This window comes from Streptomyces sp. NPDC001480 (genome assembly GCF_042894725.1).
Classification (GTDB): domain Bacteria; phylum Actinomycetota; class Actinomycetes; order Streptomycetales; family Streptomycetaceae; genus Streptomyces.
In genome coordinates, this window is the sequence record NZ_JBIAVX010000007.1 from 454,733 (window position 1) to 478,584 (window position 23,852).

Sequence of the window (23,852 nt, forward strand, 5' to 3'; positions counted from 1 at the left end):
GGCCCAAGCGTCCCAGAGGGCTCCCGGCTCCAGTAGCTCCCCCCGGTGCCCGATCCGCTCCGGTGACACGGCACCGGACCCTAGAGGTCGACCTCCTGCATCAGCATGCCGACCTCCGTGTTGGACAGGCGGCGCAGCCAGCCGGACTTCTGGTCGCCCAGGGTGATGGGGCCGAAGGAGGTGCGGACGAGCTTCTCGACGGGGAAGCCGGCCTCGGCGAGCATGCGGCGCACGATGTGCTTGCGGCCCTCGTGGAGGGTGACCTCGACGAGGTAGTTCTTGCCGGTCTGCTCCACGACGCGGAAGTGGTCCGCACGGGCGTAGCCGTCCTCGAGCTGGATGCCGTCCTTCAGGCGCTTGCCCAGGTCGCGCGGGATCGGGCCGACGATGGCGGCGAGGTAGGTCTTCTTCACGCCGTACTTGGGGTGGGTCAGCCGGTGGGCCAGCTCGCCGTGGTTGGTGAGGAGGATGACCCCCTCGGTCTCCGTGTCCAGGCGGCCGACGTGGAACAGGCGCGTCTCACGGTTGGTCACGTAGTCGCCGAGGCACTGACGGCCCTCCGGGTCCTCCATCGTGGAGACGACACCGGCGGGCTTGTTGAGGGAGAAGAACTGGTACGACTGGGTCGCCACCGTCAGGCCGTCGACCTTGACCTCGTCCTTCTCCGGGTCGACCCGCTTGCCCTGCTCGGTGACGATCTCGCCGTTCACCTCGACGCGGGCCTGGTCGATCAGCTCCTCGCAGGCACGCCGGGAGCCGTAGCCCGCGCGCGCGAGGACCTTCTGGAGCCGCTCGCCCTCCTGCTCGGCGCCGGGGAAGGTCTTGGGCAGCTTGATGTCCTTCTTGCCCGCGTACCGCTCGCGGTTGCGCTCCTCGACCCGGGTCTCGTACTCGCGGGAGCGCGCGGGGTCCGTACGGCCGCCCTTCTGGGGCTGCTTCGGGCCGCCCTTGGCGCCGCCGCGGGCCGCGCCGCCGCGCCCGGACTTGGGGCCGTCCTTGGTCGCGCCGGGGCCTACGTCGTAGCGGCGCTCCTCGGGGCGGGGCTTGCGGGGACGGCCCTGTCCCTGCCGTTCGTCCCTGTTGTTGCCCGCGCCGCGGTGGTTACCGCGTCCGCTGTTCCTGCCGCTGCCGCTACCGCTGCTTCGCATCAAAGTTCCGTCGTCGTCGTGTTGGGCATGTTCGTCCCGGGACCGTCGTCCGGGTCCGGGGCGTCCGGATCGAACGACGGTACGGCTTCCTGGGTCTCGGCCTCGATCGCCTCAGCCTCCGGGAGGAAGGGCGCGAGCTCCGGGAGCTCGTCCAGGCCGCGCAGGCCCATCCGCTCCAGGAAGTAGTTCGTCGTCCTGTACAGGATCGCACCTGTTTCGGGTTCCGTGCCCGCCTCCTCGACCAGACCGCGCTGAAGGAGGGTGCGCATGACGCCGTCGCAGTTCACTCCGCGCACGGCCGAGACGCGGCTGCGGCTGATCGGCTGCCGGTAGGCGACGACGGCCAGGGTCTCCAGTGCCGCCTGGGTGAGGCGGGCCTGCTGGCCGTCCAGGACGAAGCCCTCGACGGCGGCCGCGTACTCGGGGCGGGTGTAGAAGCGCCAGCCGCCGGCGATCAGGCGCAGTTCGAAGCCGCGGCCCTGCACGGTGTACTCGTCGGCCAGCTCGCGCAGGGCGTCCGCGATCTGCCGTCGGGGCCGCTGGAGTATTTTCGCCAGGTGTTCCTCGGTCGCGGGCTCGTCCACGACCATCAGGACCGCCTCCAGGGCGGGCTTGAGTTCGAGGTCGGCGACGGCGCGGGGCCCTGCCGGGAGCTCCGCGGTGTCCTCACTCACGCTTTCTTCTCCTCCTTCGGCTCCTCGGGCGGACGGTCGAACTCGTCCGTGACCATCGGTGTCGCGTCCCCGGCCCCGCCGGTCCAGCGCACGATCAGCTCGCCGAGCGCGGTCTCCTGGTCCAGGGCGACGGCCTTCTCCCGGTACAGCTCCAGCAGCGCGAGGAAGCGGGCCACGACGGTCAGGGTGTCGTCGGTGTCCTCGACGAGCGTGCGGAAGCTGGCCTCGCCGAGCTCCTTCAGGCGTCCGATCACGATCCCGGCCTGCTCCTGCACGGAGACGAGCGGCGCGTGGATGTGGTCGACGTACACCTGGGGCTTCGGCTTGGGCTGCATCGCCTTGACCGCGAGCTTGGCGAAGCCCTCCGCGCCGATGCTGATGACGACCTCGGGGAGGAGTTCGGCGTGGTGGGGTTCCAGTCCCACGGTGCGGGGGTAGCGCCGGGCCTCTTCCTCCAGGCGCTGGTTGAAGATGTCCGCGATCTGCTTGTACGCCCGGTACTGCAACAGCCGCGCGAACAGCAGGTCCCGGGCCTCCAGCAGCGCCAGGTCGGCCTCATCCTCGACCTCGGCGGCGGGCAGCAGCCGGGCCGCCTTCAGGTCCAGCAGCGTGGCCGCGACGACCAGGAACTCGGTCGTCTGGTCCAGGTCCCAGTCCGGGCCCATCGCCCGGATGTGCGCCATGAACTCATCGGTGACCTTGGACAGGGCGACCTCGGTGACGTCCAGCTTGTGCTTCGAGATCAGCTGGAGCAACAGGTCGAACGGCCCCTCGAAGTTGGCGAGCCGCACCTTGAAGACCCCGTCACCCACCGCCGACTCACCGACCGGCACCGCTTCACCGGCGGACACGGCGCCGGCCGCATCCCCTGCCCCACCACCGGCCGGCGGCGCGGGTTCCGGTGCCGGGGGTGTGGTCGCCGGGTCTGGGTGAGGCGGCTCGGTTGTCGTTCCGGTCCGGCTCGCCGGCTCCGGCTCGGCCACGTCATCGGGACGGGGCTCATGTACGGGAGCCGCCTCCGTTTCTCCGGTGACGGCCTCCGGCTCCGCGTACGACGCATGCTCAGGGCGCGCCTCAGCCTCCGGCTCCACCTGGGGCGGCGCCGTGACCGGTTCGGTCCGTGGAGCGCCCGGCCCACGCCCGAGCGCACGCCTCCGGCCGGCGCGTGCGCCGGAGTCGGGAACATCGTTCGAGGTCATGGCCGTCGCAGGCTATCGCTTCCGGCTCACGGAGCCGACTACCGCCCGCCACAGCCGCCACACCGGACCACCACTTCCCGGCCCCGGCAACGCACCCGCGCGCCGACTCACTCAGGCCACCCAGCCACCCCGGACCACCCAGCCAGAGACAGCAGCGCCTCACCATGGGCCCCAGACCGGCCGCCAGGCACCCGCGAGCCGTGCCGATTCGCCCAGGCCACCCGGCCACCCGGCCGGAGACAACCGCACATCACCGCGGACCCCAGACCAGCCGCCCCACAGGCAGCCGCCCCGCGAACGGCAACCGCTCAGATGCCCGCGTGCCGATTCGCCCAGGTCACCCGGACACTCCGGATCGGCCATCCCAAGGACAGCCACCCCGCAAGGCCCTACCGGCCCCGCAACCGCCGTACCAGGATGCTCGCGTCGCCGCGGGATTCGAGGTCGGCCAGTACCACGGCGACCGCCTCGCGGACGATGCGGCCGCGGTCGACCGCCAGGCCGTGTTCGCCACGCAGGACGAGGCGGGCGTGCTCGAGGTCCATCAGTTCCTCGGCGGAGACGTACACCGTGATCTTCTCGTCGTGCCGCTCGCGCCCGCTGGGCCGGCGCGCGGCGGCCCGGCCCCGCTTGCGCGGCTGCGCGGCGGCGGCAGAACCTTCCTGCGCCGCCGTCCGGGCACGCGCGGAGCGCTCCCGGTCGCGGGACTCACCGCCCTCGGCCGGCTCCGTCTCGACCGCCGCCACGTGCTCCGCGCCGTCACCGTCACCGCTCTGCACGGGGACGGCCTGCGGCGCGTCCTCCGCCGAGGCGGCCGCCGGGTCGCTCTCCCCGGCGGGAGCCGGCACCCGGGCCTCGCCGCCCGCCTGGCGCCGGGGAGTGGACGCCTGGAGCGCCATCCCCCCTGTCGTACGGAACAGTTCGTCGGCCCCGGGCAGACTCACTCGGCGTGACACCGGGCGAGCACCTCCCTGGCGAGCTGGCGGTAGGCGGCGGCACCGACGGAGTTGGAGGCGTACGTGGTGATCGGCTCGCCGGCGACCGTGGTCTCCGGGAAGCGGACCGTGCGGCCGATGACCGTGTGGTAGACGTGGTCGTCGAAGGCCTCGACCACGCGTGCCAGCACCTCGCGGCTGTGCACGGTGCGGGAGTCGTACATGGTCGCGAGGATGCCGTCGAGCTCCAGATCCGGGTTGAGCCGCTCCTGGACCTTCTCGATGGTCTCGGTGAGCAACGCGACACCGCGCAGCGCGAAGAACTCGCACTCCAGCGGGACGATCACCTTGTGGGCGGCCGTGAGCGCGTTCACCGTGAGCAGACCGAGCGAGGGCTGGCAGTCGATCACGATGTAGTCGTAGTCGGGCAGCAGCGGCTTCAGCGCCCGCTGGAGCGTCGACTCGCGAGCGACCTCGGAGACCAGCTGGACCTCGGCGGCGGACAGGTCGATGTTGCTGGGCAGCAGGTCCATGTTGGGGACCGCCGTCTTCAGGAGCACCTCGTCCGCGGACATGCCCCGCTCCATGAGCAGGTTGTAGACGGTGAGGTCGAGCTCCATCGGGTTGACACCGAGACCGACCGACAGCGCGCCCTGCGGGTCGAAGTCCACGAGCAGCACACGCCGGCCGTACTCCGCGAGCGCGGCACCCAGGTTGATGGTCGACGTCGTCTTGCCGACGCCGCCCTTCTGGTTGCACATCGCGATGATCTTCGCGGGGCCGTGGTCGGTCAGCGGGCCCGGGATCGGGAAGTACGGCAGCGGGCGTCCGGTCGGACCGACGCGCTCACGGCGCTGTCGGGCCGCGTCGGGCGCGAGCGTGGCCGCGTACTCGGGATCGGGCTCGTACTCGGCGTCGGGGTCGTAGAAGTGCCCTTCGGGCAGTTCGTCGTAGTCGGCGAAGTGGTTGTGGGGCGCGCCACTTCCGTCGCCGGCCATGGCGTTCACGTGATGGCCATCCATGCTCTGGAGTGCTGACAGAGCCATGTGGGGGCTGCACTGGCTCTGTTGGGCTGCGAAGGTTCGGACAGCGACGGAGCCGACAGCCTCGAGCCCTGTGGAGCCCTGGCCCCGCGCAGGCATTCCTGGTTGACCACCCCCGGGAGAAAATGTCGACTCATTCACAAGTCGTCTTACCTCCTTGGTGACCAGGAAACTTCTAGACAGGTCAGCGTGGCACCATGCCGACGGTTGGCGACTCTATGGCGTGTCGGCGGTCCGCAGCAACACAATCCGCCGGACCCGGCAGGATGTGTCGGCAATGAAACATCCCGCTGTCAAGGGCGTACGGCCGTCGCACAGCAGGTTTCACCGGTGTGCGAATCGGTCGAAGGGTTACGTTCGAGGCGAGTTGACCGCAAGTCGCAAAGTGACCATACACACATCCGGCCGGACCTTGTCGGGCAAGGTCCGGCCGGGTGCGGCACGTTGACGACCAGTGTTGACGTATCGCCTTATGCGTCTTGGCGACTTGGTGACCGGGGTCAGCCGAGCAGGGTCTCGAGCTCCACGTGCTCCAGGCCGTGCGCCTCGGCGACCTCCCGGTAAACGACCTTGCCGTCATGCGTGTTGAGGCCCTTGGCCAGCGCGGCGTCGCGGCGCAGCGCCTCCACCCAGCCCTTGTCGGCCAGTTCCACGATGTACGGCAGCGTGGCGTTGGTCAGCGCGTAGGTGGAGGTGTTGGGCACCGCGCCGGGCATGTTGGCGACGCAGTAGAAGACCGAGTTGTGGACCCGGAAGGTCGGCTCGGCGTGCGTGGTCGGGTGGGAGTCCTCGAAGCAGCCGCCCTGGTCGATCGCGATGTCGACAAGGACACTTCCGGCCTTCATCCGGGACACCAGCTCGTTGGTGACCAGCTTCGGGGCCTTGGCGCCGGGGATGAGCACGGCACCGACGACGAGGTCGGCGTCGAGGCAGGCCTTCTCCAGCTCGAAGGCGTTGGAGACGACGGTCTGGATCTTCGTACCGAAGATCTTGTCGGCCTCCTTGAGCTTGTTGATGTCCTTGTCGAGCAGGGTCACGTGGAAGCCCAGGCCGATGGCGATCTGCGCGGCGTTCCAGCCGGAGACACCGCCGCCGATGATGACGGCCTTGCCGGCCGGCACACCCGGCACACCGCCGGGCAGCACACCGCGGCCGCCGGCCGCGGCCATCAGGTGGTAGGCGCCGACCTGCGGGGCGAGGCGGCCCGCGACCTCGGACATCGGGGCGAGCAGCGGCAGGGCGCGGTTCGCGAGCTCGACCGTCTCGTAGGCGATCGCCGTGGTGCCGGACTCCAGGAGGGCGTCCGTGCACTCCTTCGAAGCGGCCAGGTGCAGGTAGGTGAAGAGGATCTGGTCCTTGCGGAGGCGGTGGTACTCCTCGGCGATGGGCTCCTTGACCTTCAGCAGCAGGTCGGCGGAGGCCCAGACCTCGTCGGCCGTCTCCAGGATCTGCGCGCCGGCCGCCACGTACTCCTCGTCCGGGATCGAGGAGCCGACACCGGCGTTCCGCTCGACGACCACCTGGTGGCCGTGGCGCACCAGCTCGTGCACGCCGGCGGGGGTGATGGCCACCCGGAACTCGTTGTTCTTGACCTCGCGGGGGATGCCGACCTTCACGTCGATCACGGTCCTTGGCTCAGAGGGTGTGGGGGCACTACTTAGACATACCCAGGCATGCCGGGGCACACCGGGAGACACCGCCGGAGAACGTGCGGCAGAGCCAGTTTAATGAAGGTGTTCCGGCTGTCTAGCCTTTCATTGCATCAATCTTCGCTGGAAGCACTACGGATTTCGCAGGCACTGGCGTCGTCTTCCGGCTCTTTCTCGCCATCGGGGTCCTCCTCGGGCCCCTCCCCCAGCATGCGCTCGGCCGCCGAGCGGTGCAGTCGGGCGGCGGCGGAGTCGCCGAGGCGCTCGAGGGTGTCGGCGAGGCGGAGCTGGATCGCGGCCTGGAGGCGGGGGTCCTCGGCGCGGCGCGCCCACTCCACCGCCTCCTGGCAGGTGCGCAACGACTCCGTGGGCCGGCCGGCGTACTCCTGGACCCGGGCCACTTCGCTCAACGCCCTTGCGTAGGCGGCGATGTCACCGTCCTTGCGGTACACGGCGCCGGCCGCCCGCCAGTTCCTGAGCGCCTCCCCGTAACGGCCGGCGAAGGTGTGGGCGCCCGCGATACGGCCGTACAGCCGGGCGGCGTCCGCGCGCTCCCCCCGGGCCAGGCGCTGGGCGAGCGCTCGCCCGAACCAGTCGGCGGCCCGGTCGTAGTCCGCCAGCTCCTGGTGGGCGCCCCCTACGGATTCCATCGCGCGGCCGGCCGCGTACGGGTCGTTCGCCTGGCGTCCGGCGTCCAGCGCGGCCCGGTAGCGGGCCAGCGCCTCCCGGGTGCGCCCGGTCCGGGCGTCGAGGTCGGCGAGGTTCAGCAGGGCGGCGGCCCGCTCCCGGGGCAGGTTCCGGCGCTCGGCCACGTCCAGGACGAGGCGGTGCACGCCGTACAGGTCGGGCGCGGCCGCCTCGGTGCCGAAGTGTGCCGCCATGGCCCTGACCAACTGGGACATCAGTCGGCGGGCCAGTGTGTCCAGTTCCCCGTCGGCGACCGCGAGCCGGGCCGCGGCCAGCAGGGCGGGCCGGCGGATGCGCAGCCAGTCCTCGGCCGCCCTCGGCGTCGGGAAGCGCACCTCGGCGGGCATGCCCTGGAGCTTCTCGCGCAGCTCGGGGTGGTCCGTCTCGGTGATCGCCCGGCAGGACTGGAGCAGCCGCACGGTCCGCTCCAGCATGCGCGCACGCGCCAGCTGGAGCTCGCCGGGCCGGTCCTGGGTCTCGGCGAGCGCGTGCAGCAGGGGCTGGAGGCAGCCGGGCACCTCGTACTGTGGCAGCGGGGAGGCCACCGCCCGCAGCAGGCCCAGGGCGACGAAGTCGTCCAGGGCGGCGCGGGCGGCGCTGACCGAGGTGCCGGCCAGCGCGGAGGCGGTGTGCGGGTCGACCAGGCCGGCCGGGGCCAGGGAGAGCAGCCGCAGTATCCGGGCTGCCGGGCCCGGCAGCTGGTCGTAGACGAACCGGAAGACCCGGGACAGCGGCGTGCCCTCGTCGGTCTCGGCGTGCAGGCGCTTGGCCAGGTCGGACACCGCCATCTTGGGGCGGGCGGCCAGCCAGCCGCCCGCCAGGACGAGCGCGGCGGGCTGGGCCTGGCACACCTCGACCAGGTTCTCGGCGGCCCGCGGGTCGACAGTGATGCGGACCGAGCCGGTGAAGCGGGTCAGCAGTTCCAGCGCCGACTTGGTGTCGAGGCCGCCCAGGGTGCACGGGCGGACGTCCGCGATCCCGGTGAGCGGGCCGCCGGACACGGCGACGACCAGGCAGTCCGGGGCGTCCGGCAGCAGCGCGTCGACCTGCTCGGCGCTCGCCGCGTCGTCCAGCAGGAGCAGCGCCCGGCGCTCGGCCAGGGCCGCCCGCAGTGCCTCGGTCAGATCGTCCTCGGCGGCTCCGGGCGGGGTGGGCAGGCCCAGGGCGGTGAGTAGTTCGCGGGCGGTGCGCTCGACGGGGACCGGGGTACCGTCGGGGTCGCTGAGACGGACCCGCAGCACACCGTCCTCGTAACGCTCGGCGACCTGCCGTACGAGTTCCTCGGCGAGCGCCGTGCGACCGGAGCCGGGGCGGCCGGCGATCAGGAGCACGCGCGCGCGGGGGGTCTTGCGGCCGGAGAGGGTGTCCAGGCCCGCGCGCTCGATGTCGGCGCGCAGCTCCTTCAACTCCCGTGTACGGCCCAGGAAATGACTCGGCGCGGCCGACTTGCCGGACTGCCGCGCACCGCCTGTGTCCACCGCCTGTTCCGCCACGGGCCACACTCCCGTCCAACCAACCGCACACCGGCGCCCGCCGGGACTCCGGTCCGGGCGTTTGCAGAGCCTAGTTCACGCTCTGCAACGGTCCGGGAGGAGCACGGCGGATACATCCCCCGATCGGATCAGGCGATCGTCACACCGGTTCGGCCGCTCGGGCCCGCTCCGAAAATTCCTCCCCAGCCTTCGGCCGGCAGGTGCCCCCGTCGCCCCGGACGTTCGGGCGAGGGCCTCGTCGGCCTCCACGAGCCGGCCCCGCGCCACCGGCAGCCGGGCCGACCGCGGTCAGCCGCCCGGCGCGCAGTGCGGCCGGCTCGGGCACCAGGCTCCCTCAACGCGGCGGGCGCGAGAGCCGCCCTCCCGGGCGGACGGCGGGACTTTCGACAGCAGGCCCTGGGGGCGGCGGCCCGGTTCAGGACTCGAACGGGCGCGCCGGCCACGGCGCCCCCGCCGGGCGCAGCGCGTCGAGCCCGTCGCCGGCGCGGGCGGCGACCAGCGACAGGACGCCGACGACGAGGCAGTTGTTGTGCAGATCGCCGGCGAGCACCCCGCGGACGAGCTCGTCGACGGGCACGCGCGCGTGCTCCATGTCGGACTCCTCGTCCTCCACCTCGAAGCGCTCCCCCTCGGCCTCCGACAGGCCGCGGGCGAGGAAGATCCGCACGGACTCGTCGCAGCCGCCGGGCGTGGTGTACACGTCGGTGAGCACCCGCCAGTCCTCGGCCTTGACGTGCGCCTCCTCGTACAGCTCACGCTGCGCCGCGTGCAGCGGGTTCTCGCCCGGTACGTCGAGCAGGCCGGCCGGGATCTCCCAGAGCTTGTGCCGGACGGGGTGGCGGTACTGCTTGATGAGCAGGACGCGGTCCTCGTGGTCCAGGGCGAGGACGGCCACGGAACCGGGGTGGACCTGGTAGTCGCGGCGGACCACCGAGCCGTCGGGCATGACCACGTCGTCCGTGCGGACGGAGGTCTTGTTGCCCACGAAGGGGGTCTCCGTCGCCCGGATCTCCCACTCCACCGGGGTGTCCTTGATCGTCATGCCCTGTCCTTCCACACGTGCACGAGCGGCCGGGGCGCGATCGTTGTGATGCGAGCGCCCCGGCCACCGTACAACTCTTGTGTTACTTCGAGATCTTCCGCTCGACGGCGGCCTTCACCAGGCCGGCGAACAGCGGGTGCGGACGCGTCGGCCGCGAGCGCAGCTCGGGGTGCGCCTGCGTGGCGACCAGGTAGGGGTGGACGTCGCGCGGGTACTCGACGTACTCGACGAGCTTGCCGTCCGGCGAGGTGCCCGAGAAGAGGATGCCGGCCTTCTTCTCCAGCTCGGCGCGGTAGGCGTTGTTCACCTCGTAGCGGTGCCGGTGCCGCTCCTCGACGTACTCCTTGCCGTCGTACACCTCGCGCACGATCGAGTCCTCGGCCAGCTTCGCCGGGTACATGCCCAGGCGCATGGTGCCGCCCATGTCGCCCTCGCCCGCGACGATGTCGAGCTGCTCGGCCATGGTGGAGATGACCGGGTGGGCGGTGGCCGGGTCGAACTCGGTGGAGTTGGCGTCGGAGATGTCGGCCAGGTTGCGCGCGGCCTCGATCACGATGCACTGGAGACCCAGGCAGAGGCCGAGCAGCGGGATCTTGTTCTCGCGGGCGTAGCGGATGGCGCCGACCTTGCCGAGCACACCGCGGTCGCCGAAGCCGCCGGGGATGCAGATGCCGTCGACGTCGGCGAGCTGGGCCTTGGCGCCGGCCGGGGTCTTGCAGTCGTCCGAGGTGACCCACTTGATCTTGACGCGGGCCCGGTTGGCGAAGCCGCCGGCGCGCAGCGCCTCGGTCACCGAGAGGTAGGCGTCGGGCAGGTCGATGTACTTGCCGACCAGGGCGAGGGTGATCTCGTGGTCGGGGTTGTGGACGCGGTCGAGCAGGTCGTCCCAGGTCCGCCAGTCCACGTCACGGAACGGCAGGTCGAGCTTGCGGACGACGTACGCGTCCAGGCCCTCGCCGTGCACCGTCTTGGGGATGTCGTAGATCGAGCGGGCGTCCGGGCAGGCCACCACGGCCGCCTCGTCGACGTCGCACATCAGGGAGATCTTGCGCTTGATCGCGGTGGGGACCTCGCGGTCGCACCGCAGCACGATCGCGTCCGGCTGGATACCGATGTTCCTCAGCGCGGCCACGCTGTGCTGGGTCGGCTTGGTCTTCAGCTCGCCGGAGGGGCCGATGTAGGGCAGCAGCGAGATGTGCACCACGAAGACGTTGTCCCGGCCGACCTCGTGGCGGACCTGGCGGACGGTCTCCAGGAACGGCAGCGACTCGATGTCGCCGACCGTGCCGCCGACCTCGGTGATCACCACGTCCACCTCGTCCGTCGCCATGCGCCGGATACGGTGCTTGATCTCGTTGGTGATGTGCGGGATGACCTGCACCGTGTCACCCAGGTACTCGCCCCGCCGCTCCTTGGCGATGACGGTCGAGTACACCTGGCCTGTAGTGACGTTGGCGGAGCCGTCCAAGTCGCGGTCAAGGAAGCGCTCGTAGTGTCCGATGTCCAGGTCGGTCTCGGCGCCGTCGTTGGTGACGAACACCTCACCGTGCTGGAACGGGTTCATGGTGCCCGGGTCGACATTGAGGTACGGGTCGAGCTTCTGCATCACGACGCGCAGACCGCGGGCCTTGAGCAGCATGCCGAGGCTGGAGGCCGTGAGGCCCTTGCCGAGAGAGGAGGCGACACCCCCGGTGACGAAGATGTGCTTGGTCGTCGTGGCTGTGCTGGTTCGGAAAGCAGCGGGCGGCATGGCCAAGAGGGGGCTCCCGTGGTCGCGGTCTGGGGTGCTGTCCGGCTGCCGGCCCGGAGAATCAGGGATTACTCGCGGAGGCGCCGTCGCTGCGGTTCGGGGGTTTCGTGCCCACCGGTCCACGGGCTACCAGGGTATCAGCGCCTCGGAGAGATGGCTTCCGGCCACGCTCCGCGCACGGACCGCCACGGACGTGCCACGAGCACGGGTTTCTCACCCGAGGCTCACTCGTTCGGCTCACACGGGTTGCCCGGAGCGGGACGCGGATCATCTACGTGCGTCGTATCCTGCTCGGACACTCGCTGCCGAGCCCGTCCGGAGAACACGGCACCACCCCCGCCCGTAAGCACCGGAACAACGAGAGCTCGTCAGTTCGTTGAGCAAAGACTGTCGTTTTGCCTCAGGGCTCGGCGGGCTGCTTTGCTTCACCGCTCAACGACGCATAACAACGACCCCTTGACCGCACTAGCGACAGCCCCCTATCTGCCGGGGGGCGACGTGGCCGTTCGACTGGAGATGCACGTGGCCGGGCGCATCGAAGACTACGCACTCATCGGAGACATGCAGACCGCTGCCCTGGTCTGCCGGGACGGGACAGTGGACTGGCTGTGCCTGCCCCGCTTCGACTCCCATGCCATCTTCGCCGGTCTGCTGGGCACCGAGGAGCACGGCTTCTGGCGGCTCGGTCCGGCCCACGCGGCCGACTCCGAACCCCCCACGGCCGCCCGGCGCACCTACCGGGGCGACTCGCTGATCCTGGAGTCGGAGTGGGACACCCCGCGCGGCACGGTCCGCGTGACCGATTTCATGCCCCCGCGTGACGGGGCGCCCCAGCTGATCCGGATCGTCGAGGGCGTCTCCGGCCGGGTGCCGATGCGCTCGGCCCTGCGGATGCGGTTCTCCTACGGCCGGGTGGTGCCGTGGGTGCACAAGCACGAGGGCCGTACGGTCGCCGTCGCCGGACCGGACTCCGTGTGGTTCGACACGGAGGCCGAGACGTACGGGAAGTCGCTGACGACCTACGCGGACTTCACCGTCGCCCCGGGCGACAGGATCGCGTTCACCATCTCGTGGCAGCCCTCCCACAAGGAGGCCCCGCCCCTGCCGGAGCCCGAGCAGTCGCTGGAGGCGACGGAGGACTTCTGGCGCGAGTGGGTCGAGCACTGCACGTACCACGGGCCGTACCGCGAGGCGGTGATCCGCTCGCTGATCACGCTGAAGGCCCTGACGTACGCCCCGACCGGCGGCATCGTCGCCGCCCCCACGACCTCCCTGCCGGAGGACATCGGCGGCGTCCGCAACTGGGACTACCGCTACACCTGGCTGCGCGACGCGGCGATCACCCTGTCCTCCCTGCTGCGCACCGGCTACCGCGAGGAGGCCCGCGCCTGGCGCGAGTGGCTGCTCCGGGCCGTCGCCGGCGACCCCGAGAACCTCCAGATCATGTACGGCCTCGCAGGCGAGCGCGAGCTGGGCGAGGCCGAGCTGGACTGGCTGCCCGGCTACGAGAACTCCGCCCCGGTCCGGGTCGGCAACGGCGCCGCGCACCAGCTCCAGCTGGACGTGTACGGCGAGGTCACCGAGGCCCTGCACCTGGCCCACATGACCGGCCTGGCCCGCCACGACTACGCCTCCCTGCTCCAGCTGAAGCTGATCCGCTACCTGGAGGACCACTGGGACGAGCCGGACGAGGGCATCTGGGAGGTGCGCGGCCCGCGCCGCCACTTCGTGCACTCCAAGGTCATGGCCTGGGTCGCGGTGGACCGCACGATCAAGCTGATCGAGTCCGGCGACGCCGACGGCCCGCTGGAGCGGTGGCGCGAGCTGCGCGACGACATCCACCGGGACGTGTGCGAGAAGGGCTACGACAAGGAACGCAACACGTTCACGCAGTCCTACGGCTCGAAGGAACTGGACGCCTCGCTGCTGCTGATCCCGCAGATGGGCTTCCTGCCGCCGGACGACAAGCGGGTCATCGGCACCATCGAGGCGATCCAGCGCGAGCTGTCCACGTCGGACGGCTTCATCCTGCGCTATCCGACGGAGGGCGAGCACGAGGGCGTCGACGGTCTCCCCGGTGACGAGGGCGCCTTCCTGGCCTGCTCGTTCTGGATGGCGGACGACCTGGCGATGATCGGCCGCGTGGACGAGGCCCGCAAGCTCTTCGAGAAGCTGCTGTCCCTGCGCAACGACCTCGGTCTGCTCGCCGAGGAGTGGGACCCGCGGCTCAAGCGCCAGGTCGGCAACTTCCCGCAGGCCTTCAGCCACGTTCCACTGATCGACACGGCTCTGCGGCTGACGGCTTCGGGCGCGTACGGCGGCTGACGCCATGCGCGGCGCACCCGCCTAGGCTGGAAGCGGCACCCTCAGCGACACCCTTGCGGAAGGGGGTCGCCATGGCTTCCCACTCCAGGGCGGGCGCGGCGCTCGACGCGCTGCGTGCGGATCTGGCCGGCGACGTGTTCGCGCCCAGGGACCCGGGTTACGACGAGGCCCGCGCGTTCTTCGACGCGAGGGCAGACCGGCGGCCCGCGGTGATCGCCCGGTGCGCGCACGAGGCGGACGTCGTACGGGCGGTGCGCTTCGCCCGGGAACTGGACCTGCACATCGCCGTGCGCGGTGGTGGACACGGTCTCGCGGGACCGCCGCCGGACCACGGGACGCTCCTGGTGGACCTGCGCCGGATGCACGCGGTGACCGTCGATCCGGCGGCGGAGGCGGTACGGGTCGAAGGCGGCGCCACGATGGGCGGGCTCGACCGGGCCGCCCAGCCGTACGGCCTCGCCACCACCGGCTGCCGGGCCTCCGGCATCGGCGTCTGCGGCTTCGTCCTGGGCGGCGGCACCGGTCTGCTGGACCGCGCCTTCGGCCTCGCCGTCGACGACCTGATCGGCGTCGAGCTCGTCACCGCCGACGCCGAACGCGTCCACGCCAACCCCGACGAGAACCCGGAGCTGTTCTGGGCGCTGCACGGGGGCGGCGGCAACTTCGGCATCGCCACCGCGCTCACCCTGGAACTGCACGAGCTGCCGGAGTTCTCCGTCGCGCTGCTGCTGTACCTCCCCGGCAACGGGCGTGAGATGGTGCGCGCCTTCCGCGAGATCATCGCCGACGGCCCCGACCAGGTGGGCGGCGCCGTGATGTATCCGACCGCGGGCAGGCCGGTGTACGGCGCGCTGCTGACGTACGCGGGCGGTGCGGCGGGCCTGCGGGGGCTCGCCCAGCCGCTGCTCGCGCTGCCGCACGAGGCGGAGCTGCCGGGCGCCGGGGCGCTGCGCCTGCTGGACCTCGGTCCCGGGCCGCGCGCCCACTGGTCGGCTCAGTGCCTGACCGGTCTGCCCGACGACCTGGTGGACGGCTTCTGCGCCCGTGCGGAGGCCGTGCCCGTGCCGAGCGGGTCCCGGCACACGCTCTTCCCGCTCGGCGGTGCGGCCGCGGCCGGGCCCGACCGCTATCCCGTCCCCTACCGGGGCGCGGCCTGGGTGACGCACCCCCTCGCCCGCTGGGCGGACCCGGCCGACGACGAGCGGGCCCTCGCCTGGGTCCGGGACGCCCGCGCCGACGTCCGGCCCTGGAACGCCGGCGCCGTCTGCCTCGGCCTGGCCGGCGACGAGGGGCCCGAGCGGGTCCGGGCGGGCCTGGGTGCCGGGAACCTGCTGCGGCTGGAAAAGGTGAAGCGGACGTACGACCCGGACAACGTGTTCCGCTTCAACCACAACGTCAGGCCGGTGTAGGTCGCTGCACAGGTCGTCGCCCCCGGCGCGTACCGAAGCTGTCTTCCAGGAGTTTTCGCAGGTAGCGTCCGCTGCATGAACAGCAGTGCGGACAAGGACGGATTCGCCGGCCAGGGTGCCGGGATCACCGTTCAGCGAGCCCTGGAGCTGCCCGGGCTGCGCAGCGGCCTGCCGGAGATCCTGGCGGGCGCCGACCGGCTGGGGCGCACCGTCCGCTGGGTGCACGCGGGCGAGGTGCCCAACATCGCCTCCCTGCTCAAGGGCGGCGAGCTGCTGCTCACCACCGGCTACGGTCTCGGCACCCGCCCGGCCGAGCAGCGGGCGTTCGTCCGCACCCTCGCCGAACGGGGCATCGCCGCGCTGGTCGTGGAGCTGGGGCCGCGTTTCGCTCGGTTGCCCGCCGCCCTGGTGGACACCGCCCGCGGAGCCGGGCTGCCGCTGGTCCAGCTGCACCGCGAGGTGCCCTTCGTCACGGTCACCGAGGAGATCCACACCGAGATCGTCAACGGCCACTACGCGCTGCTCCAGCGGGCGGAGGAGGTGCACCGGCGCTGCACGGAGGCCCTCCTCGGCGGCGGCGGGGTGCCGCAGGTGCTCGGCATCCTGGCCGGCTTCAGCGGCAACCCGGTCTTCCTGGAGACCACGGACGGCCAGCTGCTGTACGCCGCCGGGGCCGGGCCCGAGGGCACGGATCCCCTTCAGGTCTGGGAGGGGCTGCGCGGCCCGCACAAGGACGCCCCGCCGCCGGCCGGTTCCGTGCTCGTGGACGTGCCCGGCGGCGGCCCGGGCACGGGTTCGGTGCGGGCCCGGCTGGTGCTGCTGCCCGTGCTGGGGCCGCTCGCCCCGGTGCACCGCATGGCCGCCGAACGGGCCGCGGGCATCCTCGCCGTGGTGCTGATGCAGGCCCGGCAGGAGGAGGAGCTGGCGGCGCGGGGGCGCGGCGACTTCCTCACCGATCTCGCCGAGGGCCGGATCGCGGCGGAGGACGCCCCGGCGCAGGCCCGGGTGCTGGGCTTCAAGCCGGGCAGCAGTCCGCTGCTGCCGGTCGTGATGCGGCTCGGCGACGCGCTCTCCCCGGGCGGGGGCTGGGCGGTCCTGGCCCGCGCGGTCGCCGAGGAGCTGGCCTCGGTCGGGGTGCCGGTGCTGCTCGGCGTGCGGCCGGTCGAGGGCCGGGTCCCGCTGCTGGTGGGACTGCGCTCGGAGGCGGAGCGGCCGGCGGTCGCGGACCGGGTCGCGGCGGCGCTGCGGGCCGGGGTGGAACGGGCGGGGATGCAGCGGCCCGGGGCCCAGCCGCCCGTGGTGGTCGTCGGGGTGGCCGGTGGCTGGGCGGCGGCGTCGGCCGGGCTCAGACACGCGGCGGAGACGGCGACGGCGGCGCAGGGCCTGAGCGACCGGCCCTGGTACGACGCCCGGCGCCTGGACATCGACCTGCTGCTGTGGCGGCTGCGCGACCACCCCGACCTCGCGGCCTTCGTGGACCGGGCCATCGGCCCGCTGCGCGACCACGACCACCGCTCCAAGCCGCCGCTGCTGCCCACGCTGGAGACGTACCTGGCCCATGCGGGCCGCAAGGCCGAGACCGCCCGCGAGCTGCACCTCAACCGCCAGACGCTCTACAACCGCCTGGCCCGCATCGGCGAGTTGCTCGGCACCGACCTCGACGACCCGCAGACGGTACTGGCGTTGAGCCTGGCGCTACGGGCCCGCCGGCACGTGCCGTAGGCCGTCCGGCGGATCGGGTCGCGGGAAACGGGCGGGGCCGCGTCGACGCCGGCCGGACCCCGCCCGCGGGCGGGGAGCCGGGCCGCGCCCAAGCGTCGGGCCGACGCGACAGGCGGGGCGGACCGCTTCGACCGCGCTGCGGGGCTCAGGGCAGCGGCAAAGGCTGGGTCAGCTCGTCGTACACGCTGAGGACCTGGGCGACCGTCTGGTCCTCGGTGGGCCAGGTGGCCGCCTGCCGTAGGCCCCTGTCCTTGAGCTCCTCGCACCGCTCGGGGTCGCCGAGCAGCCCCTCGACGGCGCCCGCGAGCGCCTCCGCGTCGCCGTACGGGACGAGTTCGGCGGCGTCGCCCACGAGGTCGGGGATACCGCCGACGGCGGTCGCGACGAGCGGCACGCGCGCGTGCAGGGCCTCCTGGGCGAGGACGGAGCGGGACTCCCAGCTGCTGCACAGCAGTGCGATGTCGGCGGCGGCGAGCAGTTCACCGATGTCGTCCCGGCGTCCGACGAGCCGGGCCGGCAGCTCCTCCTCCTCGATCCGCCGCTGGAGCTCCGGTCGCAGCGGCCCCTCCCCCGCGATGACGAGCAGCGGCACGGGGTCCCGGCGGGACCACAGACGGGCCGCGTCCAGCAGGACGTCGTAGCCCCGCTGCCGGTCGAGGGAGCCGACCGCCATGAGCAACGGTCGGCCGGTGGCGCCGAGTTCGGCCCGGGCCTTGGGCCGCAGCCGGTCCGGGTCGTCCTGGTCCACCGGTGGGCGCGCCCCGGGCAGGGCGATGGCGGCGAGCCGGGCGTCGCGGGCTCCGGTGCGGCGCGCCCGGTCCACGAGGTCGGAGGTCGTGCCGAGCACCACGGCGGCCGTCTTCGCCACCCGTCGCTCCAGCACCCGCAGCAGATGCGCCCGCGCGCCCTCGGCCTCGGCCCGGTTGTGCCAGGTGACGACGAGTGGGGTGCGCCGGCCGCTGAGCGCCAGCACGGCCCGGAAGGAGGCGTGCAGCCCGTGCGCGTGCACCAGGTCCGCGTGCGAGCAGGCCGCCCGCAGCGCCGCCACCGACACCGGGTCGCTGCTGCGGGGCACGTGCACGTGGTCGGCGCCGACGCCGGTGAAGTCGTAGGTGTGATCCGCCTCGACGGGGGCGCACACCGTGACCCGCACGCCCCGCGCGACCAGTCCGGCGGCCAGGGAGCGCACGTGCGCGCTGCTGCCGGCGTTGCCTCCGCCCAGGACCTGCACGGTGCGCAGCGGCGACTGACCGTGCGGTGAGGTACTGCTCGCGGGGCTCACGTGGCCGGGGCTCCTGGTTCGGCGTCGGGCGGTCACGAAGGGACGTACAGAAGGTATCGGGCGGAGGGGTGTGCCGCGCGCCTCCTACGCCTACCGGGTTCCCTGCCAAGGATGCCAGCACGTACGGGTGTTCCGGGCACCCCCGGGAGCTCCGATCCCGCCGGGTACGGCCCCTACGGCGACTGAGCCACACCCACACGAGTGAATAACCGTCCACCCGCCCGAGCTTCCCCGGAAGCGCGCCCAAGCCGTCACACGATCGCCGTACACGGCCACCACGTCGGCGTTCGCCGGCCCCGCATACGGCTCAGCGGTCCGCCCGGCGTGCTTCCCCGGCTCCCAGCGCTCCCGTCCGCCGGGCGCCTCGGCGCGGGGCGGCGGTCACGGGCGCGGGCCGGTGCGGCGGCGAGTCCGGACGTGCCGCCGCCACCGCCCGCGAGCCCACCGGCTACATGTCCGCCCGGGCCGTTGCCAGCAGTTCCTCCGCGTGGGCGCGAGCCGTCTCCGAGTCCTCCTGACCGGCCAGCATCCGGGACAGCTCACGGACCCGCTCCTCGCCCTCGAGCACCTTCACACCGGACCGGGTGACGGACCCGTCGTTGGTCTTCTCGACCAGCAGCTGCCGGTCGGCGAAGGCCGCGACCTGCGGAAGGTGGGTGACGACCACGACCTGCGCGGTCTTGGCGAGCTTCGCCAGGCGCCGCCCGATCTCGACCGCCGCCTTGCCGCCGACACCGGCGTCGACCTCGTCGAAGAGGTACGTCGGCACCGGGTCCGTACCCGCGAACACGACCTCCACGGCGAGCATCACGCGCGACAGCTCACCGCCGGACGCGCCCTTGGCGATGGGCCGCGGCGGGGCGCCCGGGTGCGGGGCGAGCAGCAGCTCCACCTCGTCCACGCCCGACGGTCCGTAGGCGACCGTGCGCCCGCCGACCTCGACGCCCTCCGGGTCCTCGGTCTGCCGGATGTCGAAGGACACGCGCGCGTGCGGCATGGCGAGCGAGGCCAACTCGGCGGTCACCGCGGCGGCGAACCGCTCGGCGGCGTCCGTCCGGGCGTCCGTCAGGGCCTGCGCCAGCCCGCCCAGTTCGGCGCGCAGCGCGTCCCGTTCGGCGGTCAGCTCACCGATCCGCTCGTCGTCGCCGTCCAGCTCGGTCAGCCGCGCGGCGCCCTGCTCGGCCCACGCCAGGACGGCGTTGATGTCGTCCCCGTACTTCCGCGTGAGGGCGGTCAGCGCCGCCCTGCGCTCCTCCACGGCGGCCAGCCGCAGCGGATCGGCGTCCAGGTCGTCGGCGTACCCGGCGAGCTCGCCCGCCACGTCGCCGAGCAGGATCCCGATCTCACCGATCCGGTCGGCGAGGGCGGCCAGCGCCGGATCGTGCGACCGCACGGCCTCCAGGGCCCGGTGTGCGCCCGCCACGAGGGTGGCCGCGTCGATGCCCTCGGGGTCCTCGGGATTGCCCGCGAGGGCGGCGTGCGCGGCCGTGGCGGCGGACGCCAGCGCCTCCGCGTGCCCCAGCCGCTCCGCTTCCTCCGCGAGCTCCACGTCCTCGCCGGCCCGTGGCTCCACGCCCGCGACCTCGTCGAGCCCGTACCGCAGCATGTCGGCTTCCTGGGCCCGCTCACGCGCGCGCGTGACGATCTCCTCCAGCTCGGCCGCGACGGCCCGCAGCCGCCGGTAGGCCTCGCCGTACTTGGCCAGCGGCACGGCGACGGCGTCGCCCGCGTACCGGTCGAGCGCCTGCCGCTGCCGGGTCAGCTTCAGCAGCCCCTGCTGGTCGGTCTGCCCGTGCACGGCCACCAGGTCGTCGGCGAGCTCGGCGAGCAGCCCCACCGGCACGCTCCGGCCGCCGAGGTGCGCCCGGGAGCGTCCCTCGGCGGAAACGGTACGGCTGATCAGCAGCGCCCCGTCGTCCAGCTCGGCCCCGGCCTCCTCGGCCCGTACGACGGCCGAGGCCTCCGGGGGCACGGCGATCCGCCCCTCCACGACGGCCTTCCCGGCCCCGATCCGCACGAGCGCCGGATCAGCCCGCCCGCCCAGCAACAGCCCCAGGCTGGTGACCACCATGGTCTTGCCCGCACCCGTCTCACCGGTGACGGCGGTGAACCCGGGCGACAGCTCGACGACGGCGTCGTCGATGACCCCGAGTGACCGTATCCGCATCTCTTCCAGCACGGAGAAGACCATACGAGGTCCGGCCACGGAAGTGCGAGGTGCCCTGTCACCCGGGCGGGTGGAGGTCTAGTGAGGCGCCCCCCGCCATCCGGACACCGGCAGCGCGAACTTCGCCACGAGGCGGTCCGTGAACGAGGCATGGTGCAGCCGGGCCAGCCGCACCGGAACGGCCCCGCGCCGCACCTCGACCCGCGCGCCGGGCGGCAGCTCGACGGTCCGTCGGCCGTCGCACCACAGGACCCCGGGCGGGATGTGCGGCAGCACCTCGACCGCGAGCACGGAGTTCGGCGAGGTCACCAACGGCTTCGCGAACAGCGCGTGCGCGCTGATCGGCACCATCAGCAGCGCCTCCACCTCGGGCCACACCACGGGCCCGCCCGCGGAGAACGCGTACGCCGTGGACCCGGTCGGCGTGGACAGCACGATGCCGTCGCAGCCGAAGCCGGTCACCGGACGGCCGTCGATCTCCAGCACGACCTCGAGCAGCTTCTCGGCGCCCGCCTTCTGCACGGCCGCCTCGTTCAGCGCCCAGTCGGTGTGCACGATGTCGCCGTTGCGGTGCACGACGACGTCGACGGTCATCCGCTCCTCGACCTCGTACGACTTCGTCACCACCCGGTCCACGACCTTGTCGAGGTCGTCCCGCTCGGCCTCCGCGAGGAACCCGACGCTGCCGAGGTTGACGCCGAGCATCGGCACGCCGGACGCCCGGGCGAACTCGGCGCCGCGCAGCAGCGTCCCGTCGCCGCCGAGCACGATGAGCAGCTCGCAGCCGTCGAGGCTCTGCGGGGTCGCCTCCTCGACGAGCTCCACCTCCTCGGGCAGCGGCAGGTCACGCGCCTCGTACTCGAGCACCCGCACGCCCACGCCCGCCTGGAGCAGCCCCTTGACCACCAGTTCGGCACTGCGGATGGCCGCCGGCCGCCCGGTGTGCGCGAGCAGGAAAACAGTACGAGCTCGGTTCTGTGTCAACGCGGCCCCTCCGCCACTGCACGGTCAACATCGGCCGCGTCCGGAGCGGGCGCCCCGGCACGCAGCCACAGAAAGTACTCGACGTTCCCGGAGGGCCCGGGCAGCGGACTGGCGGTGACACCCTTCACCCCGAGTCCGAGCTCCCACGCCTTCTCGGCCACGCCCCGCACGGCCTCCGCCCGCAGCTGCGGACTCCGTACGACACCCCCGCTGCCCAGCCGTTCCTTCCCCACCTCGAACTGCGGCTTGACCATCATCACCAGGTCGGCGTCCGGCTTCACGCACCGCGCCAGGGCCGGCAGCACCAGCCCGAGCGGGATGAAGGACAGATCACCCACGACAAGATCCACAGGTTCCCCATCGATCGCTTCAAGCGTCAACTCGCGTACGTTCGTACGGTCCTTGACGGTGACGCGTTCATCGCTCCGGAGAGACCAGGCGAGTTGTCCGTATCCCACGTCCACGGCGACGACGTGCGCGGCGCCGGCCCGCAGCAGGACGTCGGTGAAGCCCCCGGTGGACGCGCCGGCGTCCAGCGCCCGCCGCCCCTCGACGACCAGCCCCTGAGGGACGAAGACCTGCAACGCGCCGGCCAGTTTGTGGCCGCCCCGGGACACGTACTCCGGGTCGCTCTCGTCGGTCGCGACGACGATCGCGGCGGCGGTCTCCACCTGCGTGGCCGGCTTGGTCGCGACGGTCCTGCCGACGGTGACCCGCCCGGCGACGATCAGCTGGCTGGCGTGCTCGCGCGAGCGCGCGAGCTTCCGGCGGACCAGCTCCGCGTCCAGACGGCGGCGTGCGACTCCTGCCACGTTCGGTTCAGCTCCTGCTCTGGTACGGCATCGGGGGCATTGGGGGCGCCGGAGGTCCCGGGCGGGCGTCGAGCGCGGTGAGCGCGTCGCGCAGCCCCCGGTGTACATCCTCGTACACCTCCAGGTGCCCGTCGGTGGCGAGGTGGTCGGCGTCGGCCAGCCGTTCCAGCTGGGCGTCCACCTCGGCGTTGCCGGTGGGGGTGCGGGCCACGTTCAGGGGAGCGGGGGCGGCCGGGTCGTACGCGAGTTCGACCGGAGCCTCCGCCTCCTCGCCCGCCTCGTCCCGGGGCACGGAGTCGCTGTCGCTCATGCCCCGACGCTACCTTGAAGCGCTGCGGTACCGTCGATCGCGATGGCGACGATCGATGAGTGCCGGGCAGCGCTGGAAAAGCTCTCGGACAACATGCAGGGTGCCGAGGGCGACGTCCGCGCGGCCGCGGCCATGGACCGCTCGGTGACCTGCCACGTCACGGACCTGGACGTCACCTTCGTCGGCCGGCTCACCGGCGGCCGGATCGAGATCGACGAGACCCTTCCGGGCCCTCCGCCTCAGAAGGCCCAGATCCGGCTGGCCATGACCGGTGACGACCTGGTGGCGATGGTCGACGGCGAGCTGAACTTCGCGAAGGCCTGGGGGGCGAGCCGGGTCAGGCTGGAAGCGAGCCTGCTGGATCTGTTCCGGCTCAGGAAGCTTCTGTAGCGCCGGCCGCGCTCACCCGCTCGCGCGCCCTGCGCGCGGCCGGCACCACCAGCGGCGTGCCCGTCTCCGGGTCGTCGATGACCTGGCAGCGCAGCCCGAAGACCTCTTCGACCAGCTCGGCCGTGACGATGTCGCCCGGCGCCCCCTCGGCGATCACCCGGCCGCCACGCAGGGCGACGAGGTGGGTCGCGTACCGCGCGGCGTGGTTGAGGTCGTGCAGGACGGCTACCAGGGTGCGGCCCTGGGTCTCGTGCAGCTCGGCGCACAGGTCGAGGACGTCGATCTGGTGCTGGATGTCCAGGAAGGTGGTGGGCTCGTCGAGGAGCAGCAGCGGGGTCTGCTGGGCGAGCGCCATCGCGATCCACACGCGCTGCCGCTGACCGCCGGACAGCTCGTCCACGTACCGGTCGGCCAGCTCGGCGACCCCGGTCTGCGCCATGGACTCCCGCACCACCCGCTCGTCCTCGGCGGACCACTGCCTGAGGATCCCCTGGTGCGGATACCGGCCGCGGCCCACCAGGTCGCCGACGGTGATCCCGTCCGGCGCGATCGACGACTGCGGCAGCAGACCGAGCGTCCGCGCGACCTTCTTCGCGGGCATCGACTGGATGACCTGCCCGTCGAGCAGCACCCGGCCCTCGCTGGGCTTGAGCATCCGCGACAGCGCCCGCAGGAGCGTCGACTTGCCGCACGCGTTCGGGCCGACGATCACCGTGAAGGAGTTGTCGGGGATCTCCACCGACAGCTGCTCGGCGATGACGCGCTGGTCGTAGGCGAGGGTGACGTTCTCGGCGGACAGGCGGTTCACGGTGCTCCTTCGGTCGTGGGGGT

19 protein-coding genes are annotated in these 23,852 nt (G+C 72.5%); 4 read left to right on the top strand and 15 right to left on the bottom strand.

Going from position 1 to position 23,852, the window contains the following annotated elements; all coding sequences use genetic code 11:
- Window positions 1-80: 80 nt before the first annotated feature.
- From ACFY01_RS20240 to ACFY01_RS20280, 9 genes are all read right to left on the bottom strand, one after another.
- Window positions 81-1,148, bottom strand: a complete 1,068-nt coding sequence (locus tag ACFY01_RS20240; RefSeq protein ID WP_390737075.1) for a pseudouridine synthase — start codon at window positions 1,146-1,148, stop codon at window positions 81-83.
- Window positions 1,148-1,822 (bottom strand): SMC-Scp complex subunit ScpB, encoded by a 675-nt coding sequence (gene scpB, locus ACFY01_RS20245; RefSeq protein ID WP_390737076.1) that lies wholly within the window; start codon window positions 1,820-1,822, stop codon window positions 1,148-1,150. Before scpB ends, ACFY01_RS20240 begins: the two co-directional genes overlap by 1 nt.
- On the bottom strand, window positions 1,819-3,021 hold the full coding sequence (locus ACFY01_RS20250; RefSeq protein ID WP_390737077.1) for a segregation/condensation protein A: 1,203 nt from the start codon (window positions 3,019-3,021) through the stop codon (window positions 1,819-1,821). The genes scpB and ACFY01_RS20250 overlap by 4 nt, the downstream gene beginning before the upstream one ends.
- Before the next feature lie 389 nt (window positions 3,022-3,410).
- Entirely contained in the window at window positions 3,411-3,977 is a 567-nt protein-coding gene (locus ACFY01_RS20255; RefSeq protein ID WP_390737078.1) for a hypothetical protein, read from the bottom strand.
- On the bottom strand, window positions 3,962-5,098 hold the full coding sequence (locus ACFY01_RS20260) for a ParA family protein (protein ID WP_390737079.1): 1,137 nt from the start codon (window positions 5,096-5,098) through the stop codon (window positions 3,962-3,964). The genes ACFY01_RS20255 and ACFY01_RS20260 overlap by 16 nt, the downstream gene beginning before the upstream one ends.
- A 401-nt stretch (window positions 5,099-5,499) precedes the next feature.
- On the bottom strand, window positions 5,500-6,624 hold the full coding sequence (gene ald / locus ACFY01_RS20265; protein WP_390737080.1) for an alanine dehydrogenase: 1,125 nt from the start codon (window positions 6,622-6,624) through the stop codon (window positions 5,500-5,502).
- Window positions 6,625-6,761: 137 nt separating this feature from the next.
- Complete coding sequence (locus tag ACFY01_RS20270) at window positions 6,762-8,828, bottom strand: AAA family ATPase (RefSeq protein WP_390737081.1); 2,067 nt, start codon at window positions 8,826-8,828, stop codon at window positions 6,762-6,764.
- A gap of 415 nt (window positions 8,829-9,243) precedes the next feature.
- Entirely contained in the window at window positions 9,244-9,870 is a 627-nt protein-coding gene (locus ACFY01_RS20275) for an NUDIX domain-containing protein (protein ID WP_390737082.1), read from the bottom strand.
- Between the two features lie 82 nt (window positions 9,871-9,952).
- Entirely contained in the window at window positions 9,953-11,620 is a 1,668-nt protein-coding gene (locus ACFY01_RS20280) for a CTP synthase (RefSeq protein WP_390737083.1), read from the bottom strand.
- Window positions 11,621-12,142: 522 nt separating this feature from the next.
- On the opposite strand from ACFY01_RS20280, the gene ACFY01_RS20285 reads away from it, so the two are divergent.
- The 3 genes from ACFY01_RS20285 to ACFY01_RS20295 all read left to right on the top strand — a co-directional run bounded on the left by ACFY01_RS20285 (window position 12,143) and on the right by ACFY01_RS20295 (window position 17,076).
- Window positions 12,143-13,945 (top strand): glycoside hydrolase family 15 protein, encoded by a 1,803-nt coding sequence (locus tag ACFY01_RS20285; RefSeq protein WP_390737114.1) that lies wholly within the window; start codon window positions 12,143-12,145, stop codon window positions 13,943-13,945.
- Window positions 13,946-14,016: 71 nt separating this feature from the next.
- Window positions 14,017-15,354 (top strand): FAD-binding oxidoreductase, encoded by a 1,338-nt coding sequence (locus ACFY01_RS20290; RefSeq protein ID WP_390737084.1) that lies wholly within the window; start codon window positions 14,017-14,019, stop codon window positions 15,352-15,354.
- Between the two features lie 75 nt (window positions 15,355-15,429).
- Window positions 15,430-17,076 (top strand): PucR family transcriptional regulator, encoded by a 1,647-nt coding sequence (locus ACFY01_RS20295; protein ID WP_390737085.1) that lies wholly within the window; start codon window positions 15,430-15,432, stop codon window positions 17,074-17,076.
- Window positions 17,077-17,221: 145 nt separating this feature from the next.
- Here ACFY01_RS20295 and ACFY01_RS20300 read toward each other — a convergent pair whose 3' ends face one another.
- The 5 genes from ACFY01_RS20300 to ACFY01_RS20320 all read right to left on the bottom strand — a co-directional run bounded on the left by ACFY01_RS20300 (window position 17,222) and on the right by ACFY01_RS20320 (window position 22,631).
- Window positions 17,222-18,358: a glycosyltransferase family 4 protein gene (locus ACFY01_RS20300; RefSeq protein ID WP_390737086.1), complete on the bottom strand. Its 1,137-nt coding sequence runs from the start codon at window positions 18,356-18,358 to the stop codon at window positions 17,222-17,224.
- A 448-nt stretch (window positions 18,359-18,806) separates the two neighbouring features.
- Window positions 18,807-20,549: a DNA repair protein RecN gene (recN, locus tag ACFY01_RS20305; RefSeq protein ID WP_390737087.1), complete on the bottom strand. Its 1,743-nt coding sequence runs from the start codon at window positions 20,547-20,549 to the stop codon at window positions 18,807-18,809.
- Between the two features lie 54 nt (window positions 20,550-20,603).
- The gene (locus tag ACFY01_RS20310; RefSeq protein ID WP_390737088.1) at window positions 20,604-21,509 is read right to left on the bottom strand and encodes an NAD kinase; all 906 of its coding nucleotides are present in this window, start codon (window positions 21,507-21,509) and stop codon (window positions 20,604-20,606) included.
- Window positions 21,506-22,321 carry a TlyA family RNA methyltransferase gene (locus tag ACFY01_RS20315; protein WP_390737089.1) on the bottom strand — a complete coding sequence of 272 codons (816 nt, stop codon included), beginning with the start codon at window positions 22,319-22,321 and terminating at the stop codon, window positions 21,506-21,508. Before ACFY01_RS20315 ends, ACFY01_RS20310 begins: the two co-directional genes overlap by 4 nt.
- Window positions 22,322-22,328: 7 nt before the next feature.
- Window positions 22,329-22,631 carry a hypothetical protein gene (locus ACFY01_RS20320; RefSeq protein WP_390737090.1) on the bottom strand — a complete coding sequence of 101 codons (303 nt, stop codon included), beginning with the start codon at window positions 22,629-22,631 and terminating at the stop codon, window positions 22,329-22,331.
- Window positions 22,632-22,673: 42 nt separating this feature from the next.
- Here ACFY01_RS20320 and ACFY01_RS20325 point away from each other — a divergent pair, with 42 nt between their 5' ends.
- Window positions 22,674-23,021, top strand: a complete 348-nt coding sequence (locus tag ACFY01_RS20325; RefSeq protein WP_390737091.1) for a sterol-binding protein — start codon at window positions 22,674-22,676, stop codon at window positions 23,019-23,021.
- Here the strand turns inward: ACFY01_RS20325 and ACFY01_RS20330 are convergent.
- Entirely contained in the window at window positions 23,005-23,829 is an 825-nt protein-coding gene (locus tag ACFY01_RS20330) for an ABC transporter ATP-binding protein (RefSeq protein WP_390737092.1), read from the bottom strand. The two genes, ACFY01_RS20325 and ACFY01_RS20330, sit on opposite strands and share 17 nt — an antisense overlap.
- Window positions 23,830-23,852: the final 23 nt, after the last annotated feature.